Source organism: Paenibacillus antibioticophila, from assembly GCF_000455265.1.
GTDB classification, from domain to species: Bacteria; Bacillota; Bacilli; order Paenibacillales; family Paenibacillaceae; genus Fontibacillus; species Fontibacillus antibioticophila.
Window position 1 is genome coordinate 36,266 of record NZ_HG005143.1, and the last position, 20,427, is coordinate 56,692.

Consider the following 20,427-nt stretch of genomic DNA (forward strand, 5'->3'; position numbering starts at 1 on the left):
CGTTCTTCACGGATTCCAGTACAGGATCGATTTGCTCCATCTTATGTTGAAGATCGCCTATAATCTGATTGGCCTGTCTGACCACGCTCTTCACTTCATAACTCAATTCATCGATAGTCTTTTGAACTTCTTGCAAGGTCTGTGTTGTTTTGTCCAATGAATTTTCGGCCGCTTTTAAGGTCTTGACCAGGAACACCACCAGTACGGCAAAAGCCACCGCGATCACTGCGACACTAATTTCCCAAATCATTCAAGTTCCCCTCTTTCTGTCCGGTTTCTGCCTTCGTTAATGGATAGTTACCCTGACCCAGCAAGCCCGAAACAAACCCACACCCCTTGTTATACCAAGGTTTTCCAGTCTGTTTCAAGCCAATTTGCAGGGGTTAATGGTAGCTACAAGCTCGAGGGGCTATGTATAATTCAGCCGCCCCTATATACACACTATACCTTATTTTATTATGAAAAGGAGATGGATCTCATGTTGAGATGGGCTTTGATTTTTCTGGTAATCGCACTCATCGCTGGCATTTTCGGATTCTTCAATATTGTAGCGGCTGCCGCTTCCGTGGCTAAGGTTCTATTCTTTGTCTTTATCGTTCTGTTTGTCATATCCTTGATTACCGGGCGCCGTCGATCGATGTAACATTTGTTTCACCCGCTTCTTAATTCAAAAAAAGGCCTTGGCACACGCATATCGTTTATGCGGCACCAAGGCCTTTCTATTGTAAATCATATTAATTTAAGATAACGGGCCACCTCAAGCCAATCCAGCGAGAACTTGAGCTTGATCGATTTGCCGAGAAAATCGATTTCTTGTACTTTGACCACATCAGGAAGATATTCCTGAAGATCAATCGCTACCGGTTCAAGTCCTAAAGTCTCAGGAGGCAAGGAGATGCCTTTTACAGCCAACGATTCCGGATAAAGTTCAAGCTGTCCCGAACTGTAGTTCAATCTAAAGCTGGCTGAGACTGCCGCATCAAGAAATCCCCGGGTCACATTCAGCTCGGAAGTGATCTGATTCCCGTAGAGCCGAAAATCCGCTCCGGTCACTTCCACTGGGAGTGTATGTGCCGCCAGATATTCAACCAGCTCCTTCTTGGCCAGCTGATTCACTTCCTGTTCCGTAAGAATGATCTCCGCACGTCTCGTCTCTGCCATCCCTTGAAGCTTATCCTCCCAGGATATATTCGTATACGACAAGGTATGCTGCTCCGTCGGCCGGATATAGAGTATTACGCTTGTGATGAGCACAACCAGCAGAAGAAGAAAAAGTCCGATGAACAGCCTGCTTTTCGACAATCGTAGTCCTCCCTTATCTAAATATTTTTAATTTAATGATTCTTTGGCTGCTTGTCTGTGTATTACATAAATAGACTAGTAACTACTAACCGATTCAGAGGAGGAGAAGCTTTATGAAAAAGTTTACCGCCATTTCCGCATCCCTTATTCTGGCCGCTGCACTCGGAACATCCGCTTCCGCTGCTACATTAGAGGAGCCAGTAGTTCCAGTTCTGGAAGAACCCATCATTGAAGCAGGGGATGTCTTCTTTGCTCCAAATCCGATTACCCTTCTAGAGATTACTTATTTCTACAATGCACCCAGCGGGTCGGCAATTAGCGCGCTTGCACCGCAGGACGTTCATCCGACTGGCGAAGTTCTTGGAGACTGGGTTGAAATCTATACTTGGCTCGGTAAAGCCTGGATCAATGTTCCCGGCTATATTCCATCCTACTTCTAATTTATAAGAGAATACCAGAACTTCCGCACTCAAACAAGATCGCTCTACGAATCAGGATATCCCTGCCGCAGAGCGATTTTTGTTGTGGAATGAGTTGTTCTTACTTGAGCACACTTCCTCCATACAGGAAACGATGCTTCCAGGAACCCGTCAGCTTGTCCTTCCGCACTCCTCCTGAGGAATTGGAATAGGTATGCAGTATCTCACCGTTTCCGAGATAGATTCCCACATGCGTAATCCGTTCGGTATTCGGGTTCACCCCGGCATAGCTGGAAGCGGATGAGCCTTTGTAGCTCATGAAGAATACCAAGTCACCACGCTTTAAACTATCCATGCTATACACCGCGGTCCCATTATCCCGAATCCATGCCCCTTGCTTTCTTGAATCCGCCGGCAGGACAATGCCGATCGACTCCCGGTAGGCCTGTCTTACGAAGTCAGAGCAGTCGAAGGTGTCCGTCGTGTTTCGATCCGATCCATATTCATACGGTGTTCCGAGATACTTCTGCCCCGTCCGGATCACTTGCTCAATCTTTGCACTATCCAATGTCCCTGGCGATGGAGAAGGTGTCGGCGATGTCACCTTGCCGTTGATCTTCAGATACTTGGAAGATGTGCTGACGTATCCCTTCAGCCCATTCTCCGTCTCTACTTTATAAAAATAGCTGTTGCTCTGATCCACGATGGTTACCTTGGTACCCTTGGAAAGCATCTTGATAACCTTCCCGCTAGTTGAAGGCTTATCCCGCAAATTGACTCCATAGATGACAACCCCTGCAGCTGTGCTGCTCCCGGCCTTCTGCACACTTATGTACTTGTCGGCCGCACTGAGATATCCGGTCGTACCTTCCGAGGTTCTTACTTTATAGAAATAATCGTTGCTCTGCTCCAGAATCGTCACTACAGATCCCTTGCCGACAAAACCGATGATTGAGCCGGATAGTGAAGGCTTTGAGCGCAGATTTACACCGCTAATAATTTGGCCCTGCTGTACATTCTGGACGGCAGCCTCTGCTGCATAGGCTTGTCCCTGCCACGTAGGTAATGACGTAAATATCAATGCTCCCATGACCAGTATCGACATGCTCTTCTTCATTTGGTATACCTCCAGTTGTTCTTCTTGATGTCAAAGGTGGATCCTTGCCCTCCCTCCTTTCTTTGGCGCTCTTCCCATTATAGTCCATGTCGAATTGTGTCTAAATCGGTCATTTATCATATTGTGACTAGTAAAATATTCCTTAAAATTGGTTCTATGTACCTATTTTGTGAAAGTAAGAGAAAGTTCCACAAACTTTCACATAACTGTGTAAATATCATTATTTTTCAACCGATAAAAGAATTAGCTTACATATAATGACTAGTTTCTGGAGGGTTAGGAATGAAAGGAAAAAAGAGTTTACTCAATTCGATTTATGTAAAATGGACGGCACTTCTTCTGGCGATCTCGATTCTCCCACTACTGGCTTCAATCTATTTCTTTACAACTTACTTCGGCAATCTTCTTCAGCAGGACAATGAGCAAATCGCCAACCAGGCACTGGAATTCAATCTTGAACGGGTGGATGAATGGATCGGCACCAAAGTCGGAGCCGTATCTGATTTGATTGCCCAGCACGAAGAGTTCCGGACGATGGATTCAGACACGATATTCCCTATACTGAACATCCTAGATCAGAGCGACAATCAGTCTGAAGGATACAGCCTGATCGATAAGAACGGCCTGCTGCAAAATATGCTCGGCATGAGCTCTGATATGAGTACAGCAGATTATTTTTTGAAAGCCAAAGAAACAAAAACTTACTCCGTGGCCGATATGTCCTATCTGGAGGCTCTTGATCTGCATATCATCCCTCTCATTGTACCGATCACCGATGCAAACGGGGAGTTTCTGGGCGGGGTAGCCTTCTCAGTAACCCCTAAAGTCCTTGGGGATATGGGCAATAAGATCAAGCTGGGAGAGACAGGCTATGCCTACTTCATCTCTGGTGATGGTGTATATTACTCTCATAGCGATATGAGCCGAATCGGCAAAAATGTTGCGGAATTCGAGGATACACCAGAGCAGGCCCAAGCGTTCCAGACCATCCTCGAACAAGAACAGGGCATGGTGAGCTACAAGGAGGAAGGTAAGGCGTTGCTCAGTTACTTTGGGACTGTTCCGAATACCAATTGGAAGCTTATCATTACTGTACCTGAACAAGAAATCACAGGTAAGCTTACCCAAGCCAATCAGCTTATTACGATTATTCTCATAGCTTCCATCATTGTTGTTACCTTCATTGCCCTCTTCTTCTCACGCAGGATCGTCAGACCGATCTTGCGCATCTCGCAAATTGTCCGCATCGTTGCGGAAGGAGATTTGAAGCAGCATGTTGAGGTCAAGTCGCGCGACGAGATCGGACAAATGAGTGAAGGCATTAATCTGATGATTTCGAACATGGCCGGTATCGTGCAGCAGATCAACACTACGATCGGGCGGGTCTCTGCTTCTTCCTCCGAGCTGTTTCAATCGGCTAATCACTCTGCACAGGCTGCCAGCGAGATCGCAACTTCCATCCAGGATGTTGCGGCAAGCGCAAATACTCAATTGCAAAGTGCCGAGCAATCCTCCAGAGCTATGGAGGAAATGTCCGTGGGTGTTCAGCGCATTTCGGAAACCGCATCCGGCGTATCCGGACAGTCTGAGCATGTAACAAGCGAGGTTGAAAGTGGCTTCACTGAACTTCAGACTGCAATCACACAGATGAATAAGATCGGTCAATCCTCTATGGAGACAGCTTCAAAAATCAAAACAATGGAGGAGCACTCCGAGCAAATCGGTCAAATCGTCGATGTCATTTCTGAAATTTCAAGACAGACCTCCTTACTGGCCCTGAATGCTTCCATTGAAGCGGCCCGTGCCGGAGAGCAAGGACGAGGGTTTGCCATTGTCGCCAGCGAAGTGAAAAAGCTGGCCGAGCAAACCAACAATTCAATCGAGAGTATTTCCGAGATCGTTAAAGAAATTCAGAATTTCTCCTCTATCATCGTAGACGCGACAGATCGCAACAATGAAGAAATTGCCAGCGGAATCGAGCATATCCGTCAGGTAGGCGAACGGTTCCAGCATATCCGCCTCTCCATTCGCGAGGTATCCAATCAAATGCAGGATGTGTCCGCCACCACACAACAGCTATCGGCCGGCTCCGAGGAAATTACGGCTTCCGTGGAAGATATGTTTAGTACGGCGAAGGAGTCTGCTGGAAATGCACATGCCGTATCTGAAGCCTCCGAGCGCCAGAACGAAATTATGGATAGCTTCGTACAATCGTTCAAAACCCTCGATGAAATGATGACCGCCCTGAAGCAGCAGATTCAGGTTTTCAAATATTAGAAATTTATTGATAACACAAGAGGCCGACCCCTGGAAGATATCTTCCGGAAGGGTTGGCCTCTTGGCTTCATTCTATTAAATTCCATTTGAGCTTGGCTCGACATGAACATGCACATGCATTACATTCTTCACTTTCCTCATCTGCTCTTCTACCCGGTCGCTAATCGCATGGCCTTGAATGACTGTCAGTTCAGGAGCCACCTCGATGACAACATCTACCAGTACATGATTGCCATGAACCCGCGCCTTCAGATCGCGAATGCTCTCCACGCCTTCGGTCCGGGCAATCATTCTTTTCAGGTCGCTTAGCTCTCCCTCATCGAACCCATCCGTAAGGTTATGCGTGGCATCCCTGAAGATGTCCCAGGCTGTCTTGCAAATCAATATGCCGACCGCAATAGCCGCCGCCCCATCAAGCCATGGCAGCCCGAATTGGGCACCAATGATACCGACAGCAGCTCCGACACTGACCAGCGCATCGGACAAATTATCCTTGGCCGCTGCCATCAGTGCCTGATTATTGATCCTCCTGGCTAAGTTACGGTTATACCAATAGACACCGCCCATAGCGGCCGCACAGACCAAGGCCACTCCTGCAGATATAACATCCGGTGTCCCCTTCTGGCCTGCAAATAAAGATTCCACTGCAGTAATGATTACCTGGATGCCGACCATGGCCATAATGAATGAAGCCACCAGCGCGGCAATCGTCTCAGCCCGGAGATGCCCGTAGGCATGATTAGAATCGGGCGGCTTCTGGGATATTCTCAAGCCAACAAGTACAGCTACCGAGGCAACGATATCCGTCAAATTATTAAACCCGTCCGCAAGCAGCGCGCTTGATGCAAACCAATAGCCGCTGAACAGCTTAAAAGCGGATAGCAGCAGGTAAGCCGTGATACTGACCCAGGCGCCGCGCTCTCCTTTTCGTATATCATCGTAAATGTCCATCCATCCCGCACCTCCAAAGCCTATCGCGACAGTTGCTAGATCCCTATCCCACGGAAAAACTCAACTCAAATCATTATTCCCGTTGTAACCCCTTTTAAAAACGTATATGATAAGGGCAAGCCCCTTTTCAACAACGAGGAGATGATTTTTGTGTCTGAAAACACTAACGAACCGCGTAAAATTGACCTGGCCGAGGCCATGCGGCAAAAGCTGCAACAAAAGAAAGAGCAGCAAAAGAATGCTTCCAAGCCGGGAATGAACGGCAGCCTGCAGACAAAGGCATTGAGAACCCAGAACAACAAAAAACCAAACAATCAGCGTCGTCGGACCGGAGGATCATAATCCGGAAAGATGAAGAAGCTGCTTCTGCCTAATGATCGGCGGAGCAGCTTTTGTTATTTATAATTGAATTAAGTTGCAATCAATATCCGCTAATCCTAGTATATAGAATGACCTTGGCTCGGGTGACACCGAACCAAGGTCATTTATTTCAAGTAGTGTATTTATTATTGTTCCTCCGGATACATGCTCTTGCGGAGTTCTTGAATTTCTTCACTCTCTAAATATTCGTCGTATGTCATGACCTTATCGATAATGCCGTTCGGCGTAATCTCGATAATCCGGTTGGCAATCGTCTGAATGAACTGATGGTCATGGGACGTAAACAGAATCGTACCGTCAAAATCGATCAAGCCGTTACTCAATGCCGTGATCGATTCCAGATCCAGGTGGTTGGTCGGCTCATCAAACAGCAGCACGTTGGCGCCGTTCAGCATCATTTTTGCGAGCATGCACCGAACCTTCTCGCCCCCGGACAATACGCTTGCCTTCTTGAGCGCTTCCTCACCGGAGAATAGCATTCTGCCAAGAAAGCCGCGCAGGAAGGTCTCATCCTGATCATTCGAATATTGACGCAGCCAATCCACCAGATTCATGTCCACGCCGTCAAAGTAGCTGGAGTTATCCTTCGGGAAATAAGCCTGCGAGGTAGTAATCCCCCAGCTGTATTCACCGCCATCCGCCTCAAGCTCACCCATGAGCACCTGGAACAACGTCGTCTTCGGCAAAGAATTCGGGCCGACAAACGCGATTTTATCGCCTTTATTAACGACAAAGCTGAGATTATCCAGCACCTTCTCGCCTTCTACGGTCTTGCTCACGTTGTCCAGAGTAAGCAATTGCTTACCTGCTTCACGCTCAGCCTTGAAGTGCAGGAACGGATACTTACGGTTGGAAGGGCGGAGATCCTCCAAAGTAATCTTATCCAGTTGTTTCTTCCGGGAGGTCGCCTGCTTCGACTTGGAAGCATTGGCGGAGAAGCGCTGAATGAACGCCTGCAGCTCCTTGATCTTCTCTTCCTTCTTCTTGTTCGCGTCCCGCTGCAATTGCAGGGCAAGTTGACTGGACTCATACCAGAAGTCGTAGTTGCCCACATACATTTGAATCTTGCCGAAGTCGATATCGGCGATATGCGTACATACTTTATTCAGGAAGTGACGGTCATGGGATACCACAATAACTGTACCTTCATAATCCATCAGGAAGTTCTCCAGCCATTGAATAGACTCCAAATCCAAATGGTTGGTAGGCTCGTCAAGCAGCAGGTTGTTCGGGCGGCCGAACAATGCTTGCGCCAGCAAGACACGAACCTTCTCATTGCCGCTCAGCTCAGACATTTTCTTATCATGCAGGTCACGCGGAATTCCGAGGCCGATCAGGAGTGCAGCCGCATCAGGCTCAGCGTCCCAGCCATTCAACTCGGCAAATTCGCCCTCCAGCTCGCCGGCACGCATCCCGTCTTCTTCCGAGAAATCAGCCTTCGCATACAAGGCATCCTTCTCTTTCATAATAGAGTACAGGCGGCTATGGCCCATAATGACCGTCTCCAGCACCGCATAATCGTCATATTCGTAATGGTTCTGTTTGAGCACGGCCATGCGTTCGCCCGGCGTCATGCTTACTTCACCCTGATTCGGCTCAATTTCTCCGGCGAGAATCTTCAGGAACGTTGACTTCCCCGCCCCGTTCGCCCCAATTAAACCGTAGCAATTTCCTGGCGTAAACTTTATATTCACATCTTCAAAAAGTGCCCGTTTTCCATAGCGGAGCGTCACACCACTCGTACTGATCATTGAAATAATCCCATCCTTTATGAGTTATCACACTACTGACTCCGTATTATAACACATATTTCCCGGGAAGTTGAGCCTTCTCGGATATTGGGGGCTGTACGAGCCGCGGTCTTTGTCCCCAGAGATGGCGGGGGCTGGAGCGCTGGGGTACTCGGGCTTGAGTGCTAGAGTCTTGGGCTCGGAGTGCTGGAGTCTCGGGGCTCATGTGCCGGAGTCTTGGGCTCGGAGTGCTGGAGTCTCGCCTGGAGCTCGGAGTGCTGGGATTGCGGGTTTTGTGGGGGAGCAGGGTGTACTTACATTCAGAAGTTCTCGCCGCAGTAGTATTTTCGTGGTTGTGGTTGCTGTGGTTGTGGTTGTGTTGTGGTGGTTGTGGTGTTGCGGTGGCTGCGGTTGTTGTGGTGGTGCGATTATTGCGGCGGATGTGCTCGCTCCAGTTGATTGAGGAGGTTTGTACGAAAAATCGTATAAAGTTCTCGGAAGAAGGGCGGATTATTGAGATTTTATACGATTTTCCATACAAATTGTGCAAACTAGAGGCTTCCGGGCTACGACTTATACGAAATTTCGTATAAATTGCTTTGTTAGCAGATATTCGCATACATAGTTATACGGAATTTCGTACAACTTCCTTATAGCGCGCGGCAGCGATTTGTGCGGTTGTGTAGATTGCGATTGTGAACACTGACAGGAAGGACTGACAGGAGAGTACTGACAAGGTGTACCGCAGAGAGTACCAACAGCGAGTACCGACAGGGAATACCGCAGGGACCGGCCTTCCTCTGCCTCCATGTTTCCTGCCAGTTGATTTATTCAACTGAAATCAACTACAAATCCCTTATGCTACACAACAGATTCTTATACACTGAATATAAAGGCGGTGATCCATATGAAAGAGATTAATATTGCGCATGTACTGGTCAGTAAAAGGAAGGAAAAAGGGATTACACAGGATGATCTGGCCCAATTTATCGGGGTGTCCAAAACTTCCGTGTCCAATAAAAGAGAAGCATTACAAAGGATGCTAAATAGAAAACAACTACAAGCACAAAATACAGGAAACTGTAGATACAGTTATACAAAAAATGGAGGGACTTCTCACTCGAAGAGCTAACTTTGAATTAGATCCGGCCTTGCATAGAGATTCAAAAATTTTTGCTACTAAGCAGAATAAGAAGATGGTCGATGTTGTTGAAATTGCATTGCGTGAGTATCTATCTTTTAAAGAGTCATTTTGAGTATGATTCAATTATAATTTGTAAACACAATATATGAACATACACCTTAGTTGGCACTCTGCACAAAAAAAGAGCAGGTTATCCGAGAGATAACCTGCTCTTTTTCGTGATATTCTCTCAATGTCTTAACCTAATGACGCTATTTTATCAATATCTATAGAATAAACCTAGGATTATATAAATATATCTTTATAACCATTAAAAGTAAAAAAATATAATATTTACATTGACTATGTATATTTCATATTCAATAATAAATAAGGGGATATGATACACTAAAACCAAATAATAGGAGGTTTTTAAGATGAAAAAGCAACTATCTGCTCTCATTTTGACCGCTGCTCTCCTACTACCAACTACTGCGATGGCTTCAGCCGATAACGTTGCAGTAACTGCAGAACATCACCACGATCACTCTAGAATTACAACCTTAAACTTTCTGCCTTCCTTCACTAATTCATTTACATCAACTGCTAATAACCAAGATCTCATTACCCCCTTCGCGGAAATTTATTGTACAAAATACGGGAGTCACCACAGAATGGTTTCTCAAGGATTTGCCAGTGTCCGTGACCAAAATGGAAACATTGTTCAAGAATTAAATGGCGGTGGATGGTATAAATGTGATTGTGGTGATCGGTTTCTCGCTTGGGGACATCCACATTTTGGTAATGCATTCGTTTATTATGCAACTGAGGACGCTATAATTTCACAAGCGGGATTAAGTGGTGTTTCTGCATTTGTTATAAACCCTAATTATGTTCATTTCTCCGCAGAGTCAACATTACCTGGATACATTTTCTTAAGTCCTTAATGAAATGATAGATTTACCATAAAAGGGTCAATAAATGACCAAACAAAAGCGAGCCTTAGAAGTTATTCTAAAGGCTCGTCTTTTATTTAGAAGGATTCGAAGTTTTTTCTTTTAATACCTAATCTTTTGCATTATCCATAAAAATAAAATAAATGCACCAACGATTATAATTCCTGCTATCAAGGTACTACTCAGTTGCCAAAATCTTTTTCTAGGTTTCTCTAGTAACTGCTTTTGCGTTTCTTCTAATCTTTTCTTTGATATATCTTCCTCAATCGAATTAAGATTTTTCGGGAACATAATTCACCTCCTAGTTCGAAGTGTTTTTACTATTTTATCACAATATCACTATTAAGATCCAAAATCTATCTATATGACACTAAATATTTAATGAGTTTGAGTCAGTTTGTGATTCTGCATGGTGGTAAGCTGGCATTGAACGGCACATTGTCCGAACTAAAAGAGAAGCATCGCCAAGACGGCTATGCCCTTGAATTCAGAAAAAAGAGCTGCTTGAGAGTATTAGGACATATAAGTTGCTCCTATTGATCGCCGTATTTTTCATTGTTGGCATGCTCAGCCCGCTCACCGCAAAGTTGATGCCGGAGCTGCTATCCTCTTTTTTACCGGAAGGAATGACACTGACGATCGCTGAGCCTACTGCCCTTGACGCCTGGATACAGTTCTTCAAGAACACTTCCCAAATGGGTCTTATCCTGATCGTCATTCTGTTCAGCGGCATACTGGGCACAGAGTTGACTCGGGGAACACTCATAAATATGCTGACAAAAGGACTTTCCCGTCATGCCGTCATTCTATCCAAGCTACCGCCATGATCTTGCTGTGGACGGTCAGCTATACGACAGCGTTTATCGTTACATGGGGTTATACAGCTTATTTGTTCCCGAACGACGATCCGCCTTATTTAGGATTATCCGTGTTTTGCCTATGGTTGTTCGGGGCTTTCCTGATGACCTTGCTCCTTTTCGCGGCAACACTTGTCAAAAGCAGCTACGGAGCTTTGATCGTTACAGGCGCTGTCAGCCCTGCTGGCGATGGTAAATATAGCTCCGCTTGCACAGAAATACAATCCATTAATCCTTGCACTCAACAATACGGCATTGCTCACAAATGCAATCCGGCCATCAGAGATGTACAGTGCCCTTGCCGTAGCTTGTGTCTGCTTGCTGCTGCTGATCGCGGGTGCTGCTGTAACATTCAAGAAGCGGCTGCTATAAGAGCCGCAATGTCTCCCCGTGCAGCAGCACCTTGATCGCTTCCTCGGGAATCCCGCGCTTTGCCCGGTCCGCCTCCAGCCGGTCCAGCGCCTCCCTTGCGGTATCATCGGCAAGCCGGAATGTGCCGTAATGCATAGGCACCATCAGCTCCGCCTTCACATCGAGAAAAGCCTGAACGGCTTCCTCCGGGGTCGTGTGCTGGCTGGTCATGAACCATTCCGGCTCATACGCTCCGATCGGCAATAGGGCCACCGAGATATCGAAGCGTTCGCCGATCTGCTTGAAGCCGGGAAAATATCCGCTGTCTCCGGCAAAATAGATGCTTCGCATCGAGCCTGAAGCATCCTCCAGCACGAACCCGCCCCAATGCGAGGTGTTCGTATCGAAGGGCGTTCTCCGCGTCCAGTGCTGGGTCGGGACAAAGGAAATTCTGGCGTCGCCAATTTGCATGCTGTCCCACCAGTTCAGCTCGCGGACACGCCGGAAGCCCTTGCGAGCCATCTTGCGGGCTAATCCGATCGGGACGATCAGTTGCGTGTTCTCGCGATATAATCTCCGGATGGAGGATACATGCATATGGTCGTAGTGCGAATGTGAAATGAGAATGACATCCACCTCCGGGACATCGCCGATCGGCAGTCCCGGCATCCCCAATCTCCGCTGAAATCCCATTCGCATGGCCCAGACCGGATCTGTAACGATATTTAGACCGGCGAATTGGATCAGAAAAGTGGAGTGCCCGATCCATGTAATCGCAAGCTCGCTGCGGTTGGAGCTTAGATAGTCGAGCTGCGGAGGTGAATTGGGAATTAGGTATGAATAGTCCTTCTTCTTCCGGCGGCGTTCCTCCCGCCATTGCCTGAATTGCTTCAAGGTCTTATCCGTACTGACATTGTCCAGATTGGTATAACGCGTCTTCGGCATTTAAAGATTCCTCCTTCCAGCCCCTGCTCTATCTCTTTTTTCATTGTAGGGCACCTCGACCGAATTTTCCAACATCTCGGTTCCGGTGGTACTGGACGGCCTCTCTCATTCGAGCTCATCGGCCCGGGGTTTCGATTTTGCCGCATATACGAACAAGAACACTACCGCCGCTACAATGACCAATTCAGGAGCGATCATGATAATAAAGTGCTCCACCGGCTTCTCATCCTTTCTTCAGCGGACTGCCGCTTACATATTTAGCATCGAACAGGAACAGGCGCATCATTAAAATCAGCGATGGAATCAGCACGAGCAAGCCGGCGAGAAATGCGGCAATCAGCGCGCCAGCCATCACATCGTTAGTAATACTGTCCGCCGTACTGATCTGGTCATACAGGATATAGGGAAGATGCGATCTTCCATAGCCATACCAGGCAAACCCGAACTGCAGGATGACCAGCAGGAATGACCAACCGAGATTTTTCTTCTTCCATATAAAATAAACCGCCAGTAAAAAACAAATCAGCGAAGCAAGGAACATCCAGGCCATATCCAGCATGTTGCTGAAATGGGCCGGGTTCTGCCGGTTGATCTGAAAGAATGCGAACAGACAGGCCAGAATGGTCGGTCCGCTCCAAGATAGAGCATATGTGCGAAGCACGGAAAATGCTCCTTCATCCCCCGCCTTTTGAGCGTAGAAAGCAAGGAACATCGCGGAAATGTACAATACGGACACCAGCGCCAAAATAATGACGGACCATGTATACGGATTTGTGAGGAACCGGGCCCAATCGAGTACAACCTTCCCGTTCTCTTCCCGGATAATTCCGCCTTCGGATATCGCCAGGATGGTAGACAGAGCCGCCGGAATCAAGAGACCCGTCGCCCCGTAAATCGCCATATAGGTTATATTATCCTCCTTGCTGCTTCCGTACGTGTTATAGGCGTAATAAGCACCGCGCAAGGCAAGCAATACCGTGACGAGACTGCCCGGCACCAGCAATGCCGTTCCATAATAATAAGCCGAATCGGGAAAGAAGCCGATCAGCCCGACGACAAAGAAGATCAGGAAGACATTCGTCACTTCCCACACCGGCGATAAGTAACGCTGAATAATCGTATGCACCTTATTATTGTGCCCGGTGATCTTGCTGTAATAGCTGAAAAATCCCGCGCCGAAATCCACCGAGGCCACGATCAGATAGCCGAACAGAAACGTCCACAGAACAGTAATACCTATGATTCCGTAGCTCATGACCGTCCTCCTTCCGGGATCCCCAGCTGCTTCATCTCATCATTGACGTCTTTGCCTCTGAACAGCTTGACCAGCACGGCAATGCAGGAAGCACACAGCACAATATACAGCAGCACGAACAAAATCAGCATATAACCTACACTGGTAGAGGTGGTTGCCGCTTCCGATACTTTCATGTAACCTCGCACGATCCACGGCTGTCTTCCGATCTCCGCAAACATCCAGCCAAGCTCAATCGCCGCCATCGCTAAGGGGCCCAGCGCCACCACCCCCAGCAGCAGCCAACGGGGATAGCCTTTACTTTTCCCGCGAAATCTTCTTCGCAATAAAAATAAAAACGGAATAGCAAGCAGGACAACGCCAATCGTCACCTTTAAATCAAACATATAGTGAATGAGCAATGGCGGGCGCTCATCCTCCGGGAACTCCTCCAGACCGATCACCTTCGTATTCGGCGAGTTACCGGCCAAAATACTGAGAGCGTACGGAATCTTCAGGGCATAGTGAACGTTACCGTTCTCATCCCGCACACCGCCAAAGATCAACGGAGCCTGCGTCATGGTCTCAAAGTGCCATTCAGCCGCCGCCAGCTTCTCAGGCTGATAATGCGCCAGAAATTTTCCGGAGAAATCTCCGATAATAGCCGTGCTGGCAGCAAAGATAAAGGAGGCCATGACGGTCAGGTTTAACGCCTTTCTGAAATAAACCTCCTTGCGCCCACGCAGCATGCTGTAAGCGGCAATGCCGGCCAACAGCCCGGCGCTCAGCGTATAGGATGAAGCTAACACATGAGACACCTTGGTCGGGGTGGCCGGGTTGAACATGGCTGCCAGCGGCTGCACGTCGGTGAAGACCCCGTTCCTTAAAGTGAAGCCTTGCGGTGAATTCATAAATGCATTCAGACTCGTAATGAAGAATGCCGATGCCGAGGAGCCGATCGCCACAGGGATGAGCAGTAATAAATGAAGCATTGGCTTTTTGAAGCGGTCCCAGGTATACAGATACATCCCGAGAAAAATCGCTTCGATAAAAAAAGCGAACGTCTCCATGAATAGCGGCAAGGCAATCGCATGACCGGCAACCCGCATAAAGGTAGGCCAGAGCAGGCTCAGCTGCAAGCCAATGGCCGTGCCTGTTACAACGCCGACCGCAACGGAGATGACAAAGCCCCTTGCCCAGCGGCGGGCAAGCAGCGTATAGTGGGGATCCTTCGTTCTGATCCCTCTCCATTCCGCCAACGCGATCATCAGGGGGATTCCCACGCCGATGGAGGCAAAGATAATATGTACAAATAACGTGAGCCCGGTGAGTATCCGGCTTAAGGTAACAGGATCCATCGATAGCATCGGAATTTCACTCCTCAAGGATAATATTGCATGAAGCGAAGCGTACTTCGGACAAATGCCACCAGCATAATGACAGCGATGACAAGACAGATGATGATTAAGGTCTTTTCCTGCTTCTTGAACATGCGCTCTCCTTTCTTTATCCAACACTTCGTGATCAAAAGCTGACTTTTTGAACTACCTCTTAAAATGCGTGTTCAATAAGTCGGCTTTTTAGCACCGAGAAGGTTGCGAGAACCCGAAGAAGGAGGAACGGAGTGTAGGCAGACCCTACATGAGTACCGGACTTCCAGGGTGAACGCAAGATTCGATGTCGAATTAACCACCTGAAACACTTCGTGATCAAAAGCCGACTTTTTGAACTACCTCTCAAGTTAGTGTGTCAATTCGATTCCTTTTTATTCCTTTGCTCATTTATAAGACAGGAACTTGGGCTTCTCGAGAACATAAGATACAATAGATTTGAAGTATTTTTTTGAAAGGAGCTTTTGCACGGATATGAAAATTATCTTTATTGAACCTACCCCAAGCCCTAACTCCATGAAGCTCCATCTGGATAAGACGCTGGAGGCCGGGATCCGCAGAACATACACGACTGATAACATTCGTTCGGCTCCTTCATGGATTGCCGACATGCTTCGCATTCCCGGAGTAAAGAGCGTCTTTCATACGGCGGATTTTATCGCTCTTGACCGTAAAGGCGGGGCGGATTGGGCCGCCATTCTTGCTGAGGTTGAGCGCCAGTTCGGCCAGGAGGGTATCTCTTCCGCTTGGGACCCTGAGGCGGCCGAAGCGGCCGGCTACGGCGAATCCGAGGTGCTGGTGCAGTTCTTCCGCGGCATCCCGATGCAGATCCGCGTCAAGTCCGGGCAGCACGAGGAGCGAATCAGTCTCGGCGAGCGCTTCGTCTCGGCGGTGACCGAGGTGGCAAGCGCCACGCTCATCAAGGAGCGGAAGCTGACGGATTACGGCGTCCGCTATGGAGAGCCGGCCGAGATCGCCCGCGAGGTCGAGCAGGAATTGGAGGCCGCTTATCCGCCGGAGCGGCTGGAGACGATTAAGACGCAAGCCATCGCTCACGGGCGCAGCGAGGCGGAATTCGTCGAGCAGCGCCGCACGCTCGGGCTTGCGGAGGTCCGCGGGATGATGGAGCACGCGGACTGGCATGTGCGCTACGCGGGGCTCGAGGCGCTCCAGCAGCCGGGCCCCGAGGCACTGCCCTTGCTGGCGGAAGCGCTGCGCGATCCGCAGCTTCAGATCCGGCGCCTCGCGGTCGTGTACCTAGGCGACCTGAAGTCGCCGGAGGCGGTGGAGCTGCTGTGCGAGGCGCTCCGCGACCGCTCGCCTGCCGTTCGGCGCACGGCAGGCGATACGCTGTCCGACATCGGCGATCCATCGGTGACACCGGCGATGATCGCTGCGCTGAAGGACAGCAGCAAGCTAGTGCGTTGGCGGGCAGCGCGCTTCCTCTATGAGGTGGGAACCGACGACGCGCTGGACGCGCTCATTGAAGCCGTCGATGACGTTGAATTCGAGGTCGGGCTCCAGGCCAGAATGGCGGTCGAACGAATTCAATCTGGAGAAGAGGCGGCGGGAACGGTCTGGCAGCAGATGGCCAAGCGCAAATAAACCACAGATACAGTAAACTTCTATGCTATATAAAAGACCGCAGATCCCTCACAGGGCCTGCGGTCTTTCTGCATCTTTTTGCCTAAACGTAACAGCAGCTCTCTATGCTCTTTGCCGGAAAGGCAAGCCTACTGCTTTTTTCTGATGATTCCCAGGTACAAAGCCAATACGACTCCCAGGCCGGCATTACCTGCAATGTTAACGAGCAGCGTGCGGTTGCCTGTGCCTGCAAAAAGCAGTCCGTTCACCAGGAGAGAAGCGGTACATAAAATCAGCAGCCATTTCAGTATGGTATTCAGCATCTCATTTCCTCCCCACGAGATTAAAGTACGTCGTCACGTTCAACATTACGAATGGAAAAGTAAGCGACAGCCGCACCGAGCAGCGCCATACTCACCGGGACGGCGACAATAGAAAAGAGGTTGAAGCCCTCAACGGTCTGGCAGACAATCGCAGCGACCAGGAACGACGAAACAATGGTTGCTGACACCGAATGCTTGCGCATGCCAACATACAAGGGGATCAGGCTTAAAAAGCTGGTCGCCAACGCACTCATGACGATCTTTGTCAACGTTTTGAACACCATCGATAAGGTCAGCGGCTCCGGGATGATTGAGATGAACTGGTTCAATATATAGATGCTTATGCCCACCGCCAGATTTGTCAGAATATAGGCCAAAAATACAAACACGATGATAACCAGCAGCTTGGCGGCAATAAGCTTTTTCCGGTTAATAGGGTACATAAACAGAACGTTAATAGATTTGCTCCGATACTCTTCTATTACAATCCTGGCGAGAAGTACGGCAGCGAATACGATATAGGTCCCCCGGACGAGCACATCTAGAATAGTGAACAAATTTTCATAGTTCATTATGGGGAAAACTTCTCTCATTTCCGCATTCAAGCTGAAGGTGCACATCAGGATAAAAATAACGGCAGTCGCAAGCAAAGCAGCGTAAATATACGAGCTTATGCGAAATTTACGCATTTCCAGTTTCATAAGCTTAAGCAATAGTGCCACCTCCATTCAGGATCGAAAGGAAATAATCCTCCAGCGACCCTTTTTTCTGATGGACAGCCTCAAGCTCTACCTCATGCAGCACCAAGCCCTTCATTAGTTCACTTTGAGGAATGGGGCAATCATAAATACGAAGCTCGGCCTCTCCGGTTATCCGGATATTCGTGAGGTTCAAATAGTTCTCCAGCACATAAGCGGCTTTCTGGGTTGAAGGGGTAGTGAGTTCGATATATTCCGCAGTCTGCTGAGCGATATGCTCCATGGAAACCTCCTGAAGCAGCTTCCCTTCATTCATCACCGCAATCGTATCCGCGATCAGTTCAATCTCGGCAAGAATATGAGTGGAAATAAGAATCGTGATTCCATACTGCTTGCACAGCATTTTGAATAAATCCCGAAATTCCTTGATCCCCACCGGATCGAGGCCATTAATGGGTTCGTCCAGAATAAGCAACTCCGGCTTAGTCAAAATAGCCCTTGCGATGTTAAGGCGCTGCTTCATCCCCAGCGAAAAATCCTTAACAGGCTTCCCTTCAACTCCCTTCAGACTCACCAGCTCAAGCGCTTCAGCAATCGACTGTTTGTTGTAATAGCCCATGTATTCACAGTGAAGCTCCAAATTCTCACGGGCTGTTAATCTTTCGTAAAAAATCGGGTTTTCAATGATCGTACCCATTCGCCCTAACAGGTGGTATGAATGAGGAGTCAGCTTTTTCCCGAAAATTTCAATCTCCCCTGCTGTCGGTTTGACCAGATTGGTGAGCATTTTCATGACGGTTGTTTTTCCCGCTCCGTTAGGGCCGAGCAGCCCGTAGATTTCCCCCTGCCTGATGTTCAGATTTACATTGGAAACGGCCTCCTTGCCGTTATAAGCACGGGTAAGCTGTTTCGTTCTTACCGTATAAGTCATCCTTGGATCCCTCCTTTATTCCCTGCAAGATTTATTCTAAGGATTGGTCTTTCCTTTTTTCTTACTCGTTCCTTACGAATTTCTTACTTTGAAAAGGAGAGGCGTTTTAGCTGGACGGTGAAGACCGTTTGGTCATAGGGCTTGCTGTGGATGCGTATAACGCCTTCTTGCGCCTCCACCAGCCTTTTGGTAATGGTCAGTCCCAGACCGCTGCCTTGAAAAAATTTATTGCGTGAGTCCTCGAGGGTATACATTCGTTCAAACACCCGTTCCTGATACAGCTCGCTAATTCCCTTACCCCGGTCCCAAACCTCCATATACACAAAATCATCATCGGCCCGCAAGGTTAAACCAAGCGTTTTTCCTTCCCCGCCATGCTGGATGGCATTGGAGATTAGATTATTCAGAATCCGCTCCAGCGCCTCCTCATTTCCCCATACGAGAAGCGGGTTGTCCGGAATTTCGATCAACACCTCAAATCCCTTGGCCGTCAGGGTGTCGTAAAAGGCTAATATGTTTTTTCGGGACACTTCATTGATGTCGACGGGCGAAAGCTCAATCCGCTTATCTCCGGACTCCAGTCTGGCCAGATCAAAAAATTTGTGAATCAGCTCCAGAACCTCGTTGGCCTTGGCGTACACTTTGCCCTGCAGCGCCTTCCGTTCCTCCTCGCTGATGTCCGGGTGCAGATCAAGCGTCTCCAGATAGCCAAGCACCACCGTGAGGGGAGTCTTTAAATCATGAGAAATGTTGGAGATCATTTTGCGCATCGCTTGCTCCATCTTCATAAAATCTGCGGCTCTCTGCTGATTATGCTCCAGCAGCCGGTTCATTTCGATCAGAACAGGAATCAAGGCTTGATCCGATGTAAACACGAGCAGCTTCTCGTTAGTCCCTTCCGTGATGATGTTGTTCAGTTGATTCTGAATGTGCTTCAGGTTAGCGCTTCTCACCCGATAGGCATAAAATTGAACCGCAGCGATGACCGCCAGGACAACAACAAGGACAACAAGAATAACTAGAGCAATCACCATGTTATTGACCATCCCATTTATAGCCGATGCCCCACAAGGTTTTTATATAGCGGGGGTTAGAGGGCTCGTCCTCTATCTTCTCGCGCAGCCGGCGGATATGTACGTTTATGACATTCTCATCGCCATAATATTCATCGTTCCATATCCATCTGTAAATCTGTGCTTTCGTAAACACACGGTTAGGGTTAGTGGCAAACAGCTTGAGAATTTCAAATTCTTTAGCCGTCAGCTTGAGATCCATCTCGTCCTTCCTGGCTGAGTAATTATCTAAATCTATACATAAGTCACCGAAATTCAAAACCTTAAATTCAGGGGCCTGGTCTTGGAGGACCGAGGTCTCTGGATTGGAATACATGGTAGCCCTGCGGATCATCGCCTTTATCCGGGCCGATACTTCAATCAGGGAGAAGGGCTTCGCAATGTAATCATCCGCCCCGAAGCCGAGTCCAATCGCCTTGTCCACATCGCCGTCCTTGGCAGACATGATGATAACGGGGACAGCGCTTTGATTCCTTATTTGTTTAATGACCTCAATCCCGTCGAGTTGCGGCATCATAATATCCACGATAACCAGATCAAAATGATCCTGTCCAAATCGGATGAGCCCATCCACCCCATTCAGCGCAGCCGTAACGTCATAGCCTTCTTTTTCTAAATAACCCTGGAGCATTTCCACGATTTGTGTATCATCCTCAACCAATAGCACTTTATAAGCCATGAGATTCTCCCTCTTCTATATAAATAAACGTTCTCCTATATGAAAAAGAGGTGTCCCCAAAGTCACTGACTAAGGAACACCCTCTGACTTTTACTTGTTTCCTTC

Annotated in this window: 25 protein-coding genes; 10 read left to right on the plus strand and 15 right to left on the minus strand. The window is 48.3% G+C overall.

Annotated elements, in window-relative coordinates:
* Positions 1-250, minus strand: a 250-nt coding sequence (locus TX85_RS22990; protein ID WP_044482461.1) for a DUF948 domain-containing protein, incomplete at its 3' end; no start/stop codon positions are given.
* Between the two features lie 228 nt (positions 251-478).
* Here TX85_RS22990 and TX85_RS26115 point away from each other — a divergent pair.
* Complete coding sequence (locus tag TX85_RS26115; protein WP_044482239.1) at positions 479-643, plus strand: DUF1328 domain-containing protein; 165 nt, start codon at positions 479-481, stop codon at positions 641-643.
* An 86-nt stretch (positions 644-729) separates the two neighbouring features.
* Here TX85_RS26115 and TX85_RS23000 read toward each other — a convergent pair whose 3' ends face one another.
* Positions 730-1,302, minus strand: a complete 573-nt coding sequence (locus TX85_RS23000) for a hypothetical protein (RefSeq protein WP_044482240.1) — start codon at positions 1,300-1,302, stop codon at positions 730-732.
* Between the two features lie 113 nt (positions 1,303-1,415).
* On the opposite strand from TX85_RS23000, the gene TX85_RS23005 reads away from it, so the two are divergent.
* A complete protein-coding gene (locus tag TX85_RS23005; RefSeq protein WP_044482241.1) occupies positions 1,416-1,742 on the plus strand; it encodes a hypothetical protein in 327 nt (108 codons plus the stop codon).
* Between the two features lie 100 nt (positions 1,743-1,842).
* On the opposite strand, the gene TX85_RS23010 is transcribed toward TX85_RS23005, so the two are convergent.
* Entirely contained in the window at positions 1,843-2,838 is a 996-nt protein-coding gene (locus tag TX85_RS23010) for a C40 family peptidase (RefSeq protein WP_044482242.1), read from the minus strand.
* Positions 2,839-3,120: 282 nt separating this feature from the next.
* Here TX85_RS23010 and TX85_RS23015 point away from each other — a divergent pair, with 282 nt between their 5' ends.
* Positions 3,121-5,115 carry a methyl-accepting chemotaxis protein gene (locus TX85_RS23015; protein ID WP_044482243.1) on the plus strand — a complete coding sequence of 665 codons (1,995 nt, stop codon included), beginning with the start codon at positions 3,121-3,123 and terminating at the stop codon, positions 5,113-5,115.
* Positions 5,116-5,190: 75 nt separating this feature from the next.
* Here the strand turns inward: TX85_RS23015 and TX85_RS23020 are convergent, their stop codons facing one another.
* A complete protein-coding gene (locus TX85_RS23020; protein ID WP_044482244.1) occupies positions 5,191-6,066 on the minus strand; it encodes a cation diffusion facilitator family transporter in 876 nt (291 codons plus the stop codon).
* Between the two features lie 141 nt (positions 6,067-6,207).
* Here TX85_RS23020 and TX85_RS23025 point away from each other — a divergent pair, with 141 nt between their 5' ends.
* Positions 6,208-6,408, plus strand: coding sequence for a hypothetical protein (locus tag TX85_RS23025; RefSeq protein ID WP_101781221.1), 201 nt, complete (start codon positions 6,208-6,210; stop codon positions 6,406-6,408).
* Positions 6,409-6,572: 164 nt separating this feature from the next.
* Here TX85_RS23025 and TX85_RS23030 read toward each other — a convergent pair whose 3' ends face one another.
* Entirely contained in the window at positions 6,573-8,198 is a 1,626-nt protein-coding gene (locus TX85_RS23030) for an ABC-F family ATP-binding cassette domain-containing protein (protein ID WP_044482246.1), read from the minus strand.
* Between the two features lie 886 nt (positions 8,199-9,084).
* Here TX85_RS23030 and TX85_RS28105 point away from each other — a divergent pair.
* From TX85_RS28105 to TX85_RS23045, 3 genes are all read left to right on the plus strand, one after another.
* Positions 9,085-9,309: a helix-turn-helix domain-containing protein gene (locus TX85_RS28105; RefSeq protein ID WP_044482248.1), complete on the plus strand. Its 225-nt coding sequence runs from the start codon at positions 9,085-9,087 to the stop codon at positions 9,307-9,309.
* Positions 9,281-9,433, plus strand: coding sequence for a hypothetical protein (locus tag TX85_RS28260; protein WP_392391861.1), 153 nt, complete (start codon positions 9,281-9,283; stop codon positions 9,431-9,433). The genes TX85_RS28105 and TX85_RS28260 overlap by 29 nt, the downstream gene beginning before the upstream one ends.
* Positions 9,434-9,737: 304 nt before the next feature.
* On the plus strand, positions 9,738-10,247 hold the full coding sequence (locus tag TX85_RS23045) for a hypothetical protein (RefSeq protein WP_044482249.1): 510 nt from the start codon (positions 9,738-9,740) through the stop codon (positions 10,245-10,247).
* A gap of 111 nt (positions 10,248-10,358) precedes the next feature.
* On the opposite strand, the gene TX85_RS23050 is transcribed toward TX85_RS23045, so the two are convergent.
* The gene (locus TX85_RS23050) at positions 10,359-10,547 is read right to left on the minus strand and encodes a hypothetical protein (RefSeq protein ID WP_044482250.1); all 189 of its coding nucleotides are present in this window, start codon (positions 10,545-10,547) and stop codon (positions 10,359-10,361) included.
* 245 nt (positions 10,548-10,792) lie between these two features.
* Here TX85_RS23050 and TX85_RS27095 point away from each other — a divergent pair, with 245 nt between their 5' ends.
* A complete protein-coding gene (locus TX85_RS27095; protein WP_222860725.1) occupies positions 10,793-11,083 on the plus strand; it encodes a hypothetical protein in 291 nt (96 codons plus the stop codon).
* Positions 11,084-11,302: 219 nt separating this feature from the next.
* On the plus strand, positions 11,303-11,485 hold the full coding sequence (locus tag TX85_RS27100) for a hypothetical protein (RefSeq protein WP_199558855.1): 183 nt from the start codon (positions 11,303-11,305) through the stop codon (positions 11,483-11,485).
* On the opposite strand, the gene TX85_RS23060 is transcribed toward TX85_RS27100, so the two are convergent.
* From TX85_RS23060 to TX85_RS23070, 4 genes are all read right to left on the minus strand, one after another.
* On the minus strand, positions 11,480-12,409 hold the full coding sequence (locus TX85_RS23060; RefSeq protein ID WP_044482252.1) for an MBL fold metallo-hydrolase: 930 nt from the start codon (positions 12,407-12,409) through the stop codon (positions 11,480-11,482). The genes TX85_RS27100 and TX85_RS23060 overlap by 6 nt on opposite strands.
* Before the next feature lie 105 nt (positions 12,410-12,514).
* Positions 12,515-12,625, minus strand: a complete 111-nt coding sequence (gene cydS / locus TX85_RS28265) for a cytochrome bd oxidase small subunit CydS (protein ID WP_392391862.1) — start codon at positions 12,623-12,625, stop codon at positions 12,515-12,517.
* Positions 12,626-12,632: 7 nt separating this feature from the next.
* A complete protein-coding gene (locus TX85_RS23065) occupies positions 12,633-13,664 on the minus strand; it encodes a cytochrome d ubiquinol oxidase subunit II (RefSeq protein ID WP_044482253.1) in 1,032 nt (343 codons plus the stop codon).
* A complete protein-coding gene (locus TX85_RS23070) occupies positions 13,661-15,010 on the minus strand; it encodes a cytochrome ubiquinol oxidase subunit I (protein ID WP_044482254.1) in 1,350 nt (449 codons plus the stop codon). Before TX85_RS23070 ends, TX85_RS23065 begins: the two co-directional genes overlap by 4 nt.
* Positions 15,011-15,508: 498 nt before the next feature.
* On the opposite strand from TX85_RS23070, the gene TX85_RS23075 reads away from it, so the two are divergent.
* A complete protein-coding gene (locus TX85_RS23075) occupies positions 15,509-16,639 on the plus strand; it encodes a virulence factor (RefSeq protein ID WP_044482256.1) in 1,131 nt (376 codons plus the stop codon).
* A 128-nt stretch (positions 16,640-16,767) separates the two neighbouring features.
* Here the strand turns inward: TX85_RS23075 and TX85_RS26915 are convergent, their stop codons facing one another.
* The 5 genes from TX85_RS26915 to TX85_RS23095 form a co-directional block, all read right to left on the minus strand.
* Positions 16,768-16,941: a hypothetical protein gene (locus TX85_RS26915; protein ID WP_158297370.1), complete on the minus strand. Its 174-nt coding sequence runs from the start codon at positions 16,939-16,941 to the stop codon at positions 16,768-16,770.
* Between the two features lie 20 nt (positions 16,942-16,961).
* Positions 16,962-17,669 carry an ABC transporter permease gene (locus TX85_RS23080; protein WP_316244904.1) on the minus strand — a complete coding sequence of 236 codons (708 nt, stop codon included), beginning with the start codon at positions 17,667-17,669 and terminating at the stop codon, positions 16,962-16,964.
* Entirely contained in the window at positions 17,647-18,570 is a 924-nt protein-coding gene (locus TX85_RS23085; RefSeq protein ID WP_044482258.1) for an ABC transporter ATP-binding protein, read from the minus strand. Before TX85_RS23085 ends, TX85_RS23080 begins: the two co-directional genes overlap by 23 nt.
* 83 nt (positions 18,571-18,653) lie before the next feature.
* Positions 18,654-19,604 (minus strand): sensor histidine kinase, encoded by a 951-nt coding sequence (locus tag TX85_RS23090; RefSeq protein ID WP_044482260.1) that lies wholly within the window; start codon positions 19,602-19,604, stop codon positions 18,654-18,656.
* Between the two features lies 1 nt (position 19,605).
* Positions 19,606-20,322, minus strand: coding sequence for a response regulator transcription factor (locus TX85_RS23095; RefSeq protein ID WP_044482261.1), 717 nt, complete (start codon positions 20,320-20,322; stop codon positions 19,606-19,608).
* Between the last annotated feature and the right edge of the window lie 105 nt (positions 20,323-20,427).

Excerpts from the sequence above, each read along its gene's own strand:
- TX85_RS23065 (WP_044482253.1), bottom strand. The coding sequence starts at position 13,664 with ATGAGCTACGGAATCATAGGTATTACTGTTCTGTGGACGTTTCTGTTC.
- TX85_RS23095 (WP_044482261.1), bottom strand. The coding sequence starts at position 20,322 with ATGGCTTATAAAGTGCTATTGGTTGAGGATGATACACAAATCGTGGAA.
- TX85_RS23090 (WP_044482260.1), bottom strand. The coding sequence starts at position 19,604 with ATGGTGATTGCTCTAGTTATTCTTGTTGTCCTTGTTGTTGTCCTGGCG.
- TX85_RS23030 (WP_044482246.1), bottom strand. The coding sequence starts at position 8,198 with ATGATCAGTACGAGTGGTGTGACGCTCCGCTATGGAAAACGGGCACTT.
- TX85_RS23060 (WP_044482252.1), bottom strand. The coding sequence starts at position 12,409 with ATGCCGAAGACGCGTTATACCAATCTGGACAATGTCAGTACGGATAAG.
- TX85_RS23025 (WP_101781221.1), top strand. The coding sequence starts at position 6,208 with ATGATTTTTGTGTCTGAAAACACTAACGAACCGCGTAAAATTGACCTG.
- TX85_RS23015 (WP_044482243.1), top strand. The coding sequence starts at position 3,121 with ATGAAAGGAAAAAAGAGTTTACTCAATTCGATTTATGTAAAATGGACG.
- TX85_RS26115 (WP_044482239.1), top strand. The coding sequence starts at position 479 with ATGTTGAGATGGGCTTTGATTTTTCTGGTAATCGCACTCATCGCTGGC.
- TX85_RS27100 (WP_199558855.1), top strand. The coding sequence starts at position 11,303 with ATGGTAAATATAGCTCCGCTTGCACAGAAATACAATCCATTAATCCTT.
- TX85_RS23010 (WP_044482242.1), bottom strand. The coding sequence starts at position 2,838 with ATGAAGAAGAGCATGTCGATACTGGTCATGGGAGCATTGATATTTACG.
- TX85_RS23070 (WP_044482254.1), bottom strand. The coding sequence starts at position 15,010 with ATGCTATCGATGGATCCTGTTACCTTAAGCCGGATACTCACCGGGCTC.
- TX85_RS28105 (WP_044482248.1), top strand. The coding sequence starts at position 9,085 with ATGAAAGAGATTAATATTGCGCATGTACTGGTCAGTAAAAGGAAGGAA.
- TX85_RS26915 (WP_158297370.1), bottom strand. The coding sequence starts at position 16,941 with ATGCTGAATACCATACTGAAATGGCTGCTGATTTTATGTACCGCTTCT.
- TX85_RS23020 (WP_044482244.1), bottom strand. The coding sequence starts at position 6,066 with ATGGACATTTACGATGATATACGAAAAGGAGAGCGCGGCGCCTGGGTC.
- TX85_RS23080 (WP_316244904.1), bottom strand. The coding sequence starts at position 17,669 with ATGGAGGTGGCACTATTGCTTAAGCTTATGAAACTGGAAATGCGTAAA.
- TX85_RS28260 (WP_392391861.1), top strand. The coding sequence starts at position 9,281 with ATGGAGGGACTTCTCACTCGAAGAGCTAACTTTGAATTAGATCCGGCC.
- TX85_RS23085 (WP_044482258.1), bottom strand. The coding sequence starts at position 18,570 with ATGACTTATACGGTAAGAACGAAACAGCTTACCCGTGCTTATAACGGC.
- TX85_RS23005 (WP_044482241.1), top strand. The coding sequence starts at position 1,416 with ATGAAAAAGTTTACCGCCATTTCCGCATCCCTTATTCTGGCCGCTGCA.
- TX85_RS23075 (WP_044482256.1), top strand. The coding sequence starts at position 15,509 with ATGAAAATTATCTTTATTGAACCTACCCCAAGCCCTAACTCCATGAAG.
- TX85_RS23050 (WP_044482250.1), bottom strand. The coding sequence starts at position 10,547 with ATGTTCCCGAAAAATCTTAATTCGATTGAGGAAGATATATCAAAGAAA.
- TX85_RS23045 (WP_044482249.1), top strand. The coding sequence starts at position 9,738 with ATGAAAAAGCAACTATCTGCTCTCATTTTGACCGCTGCTCTCCTACTA.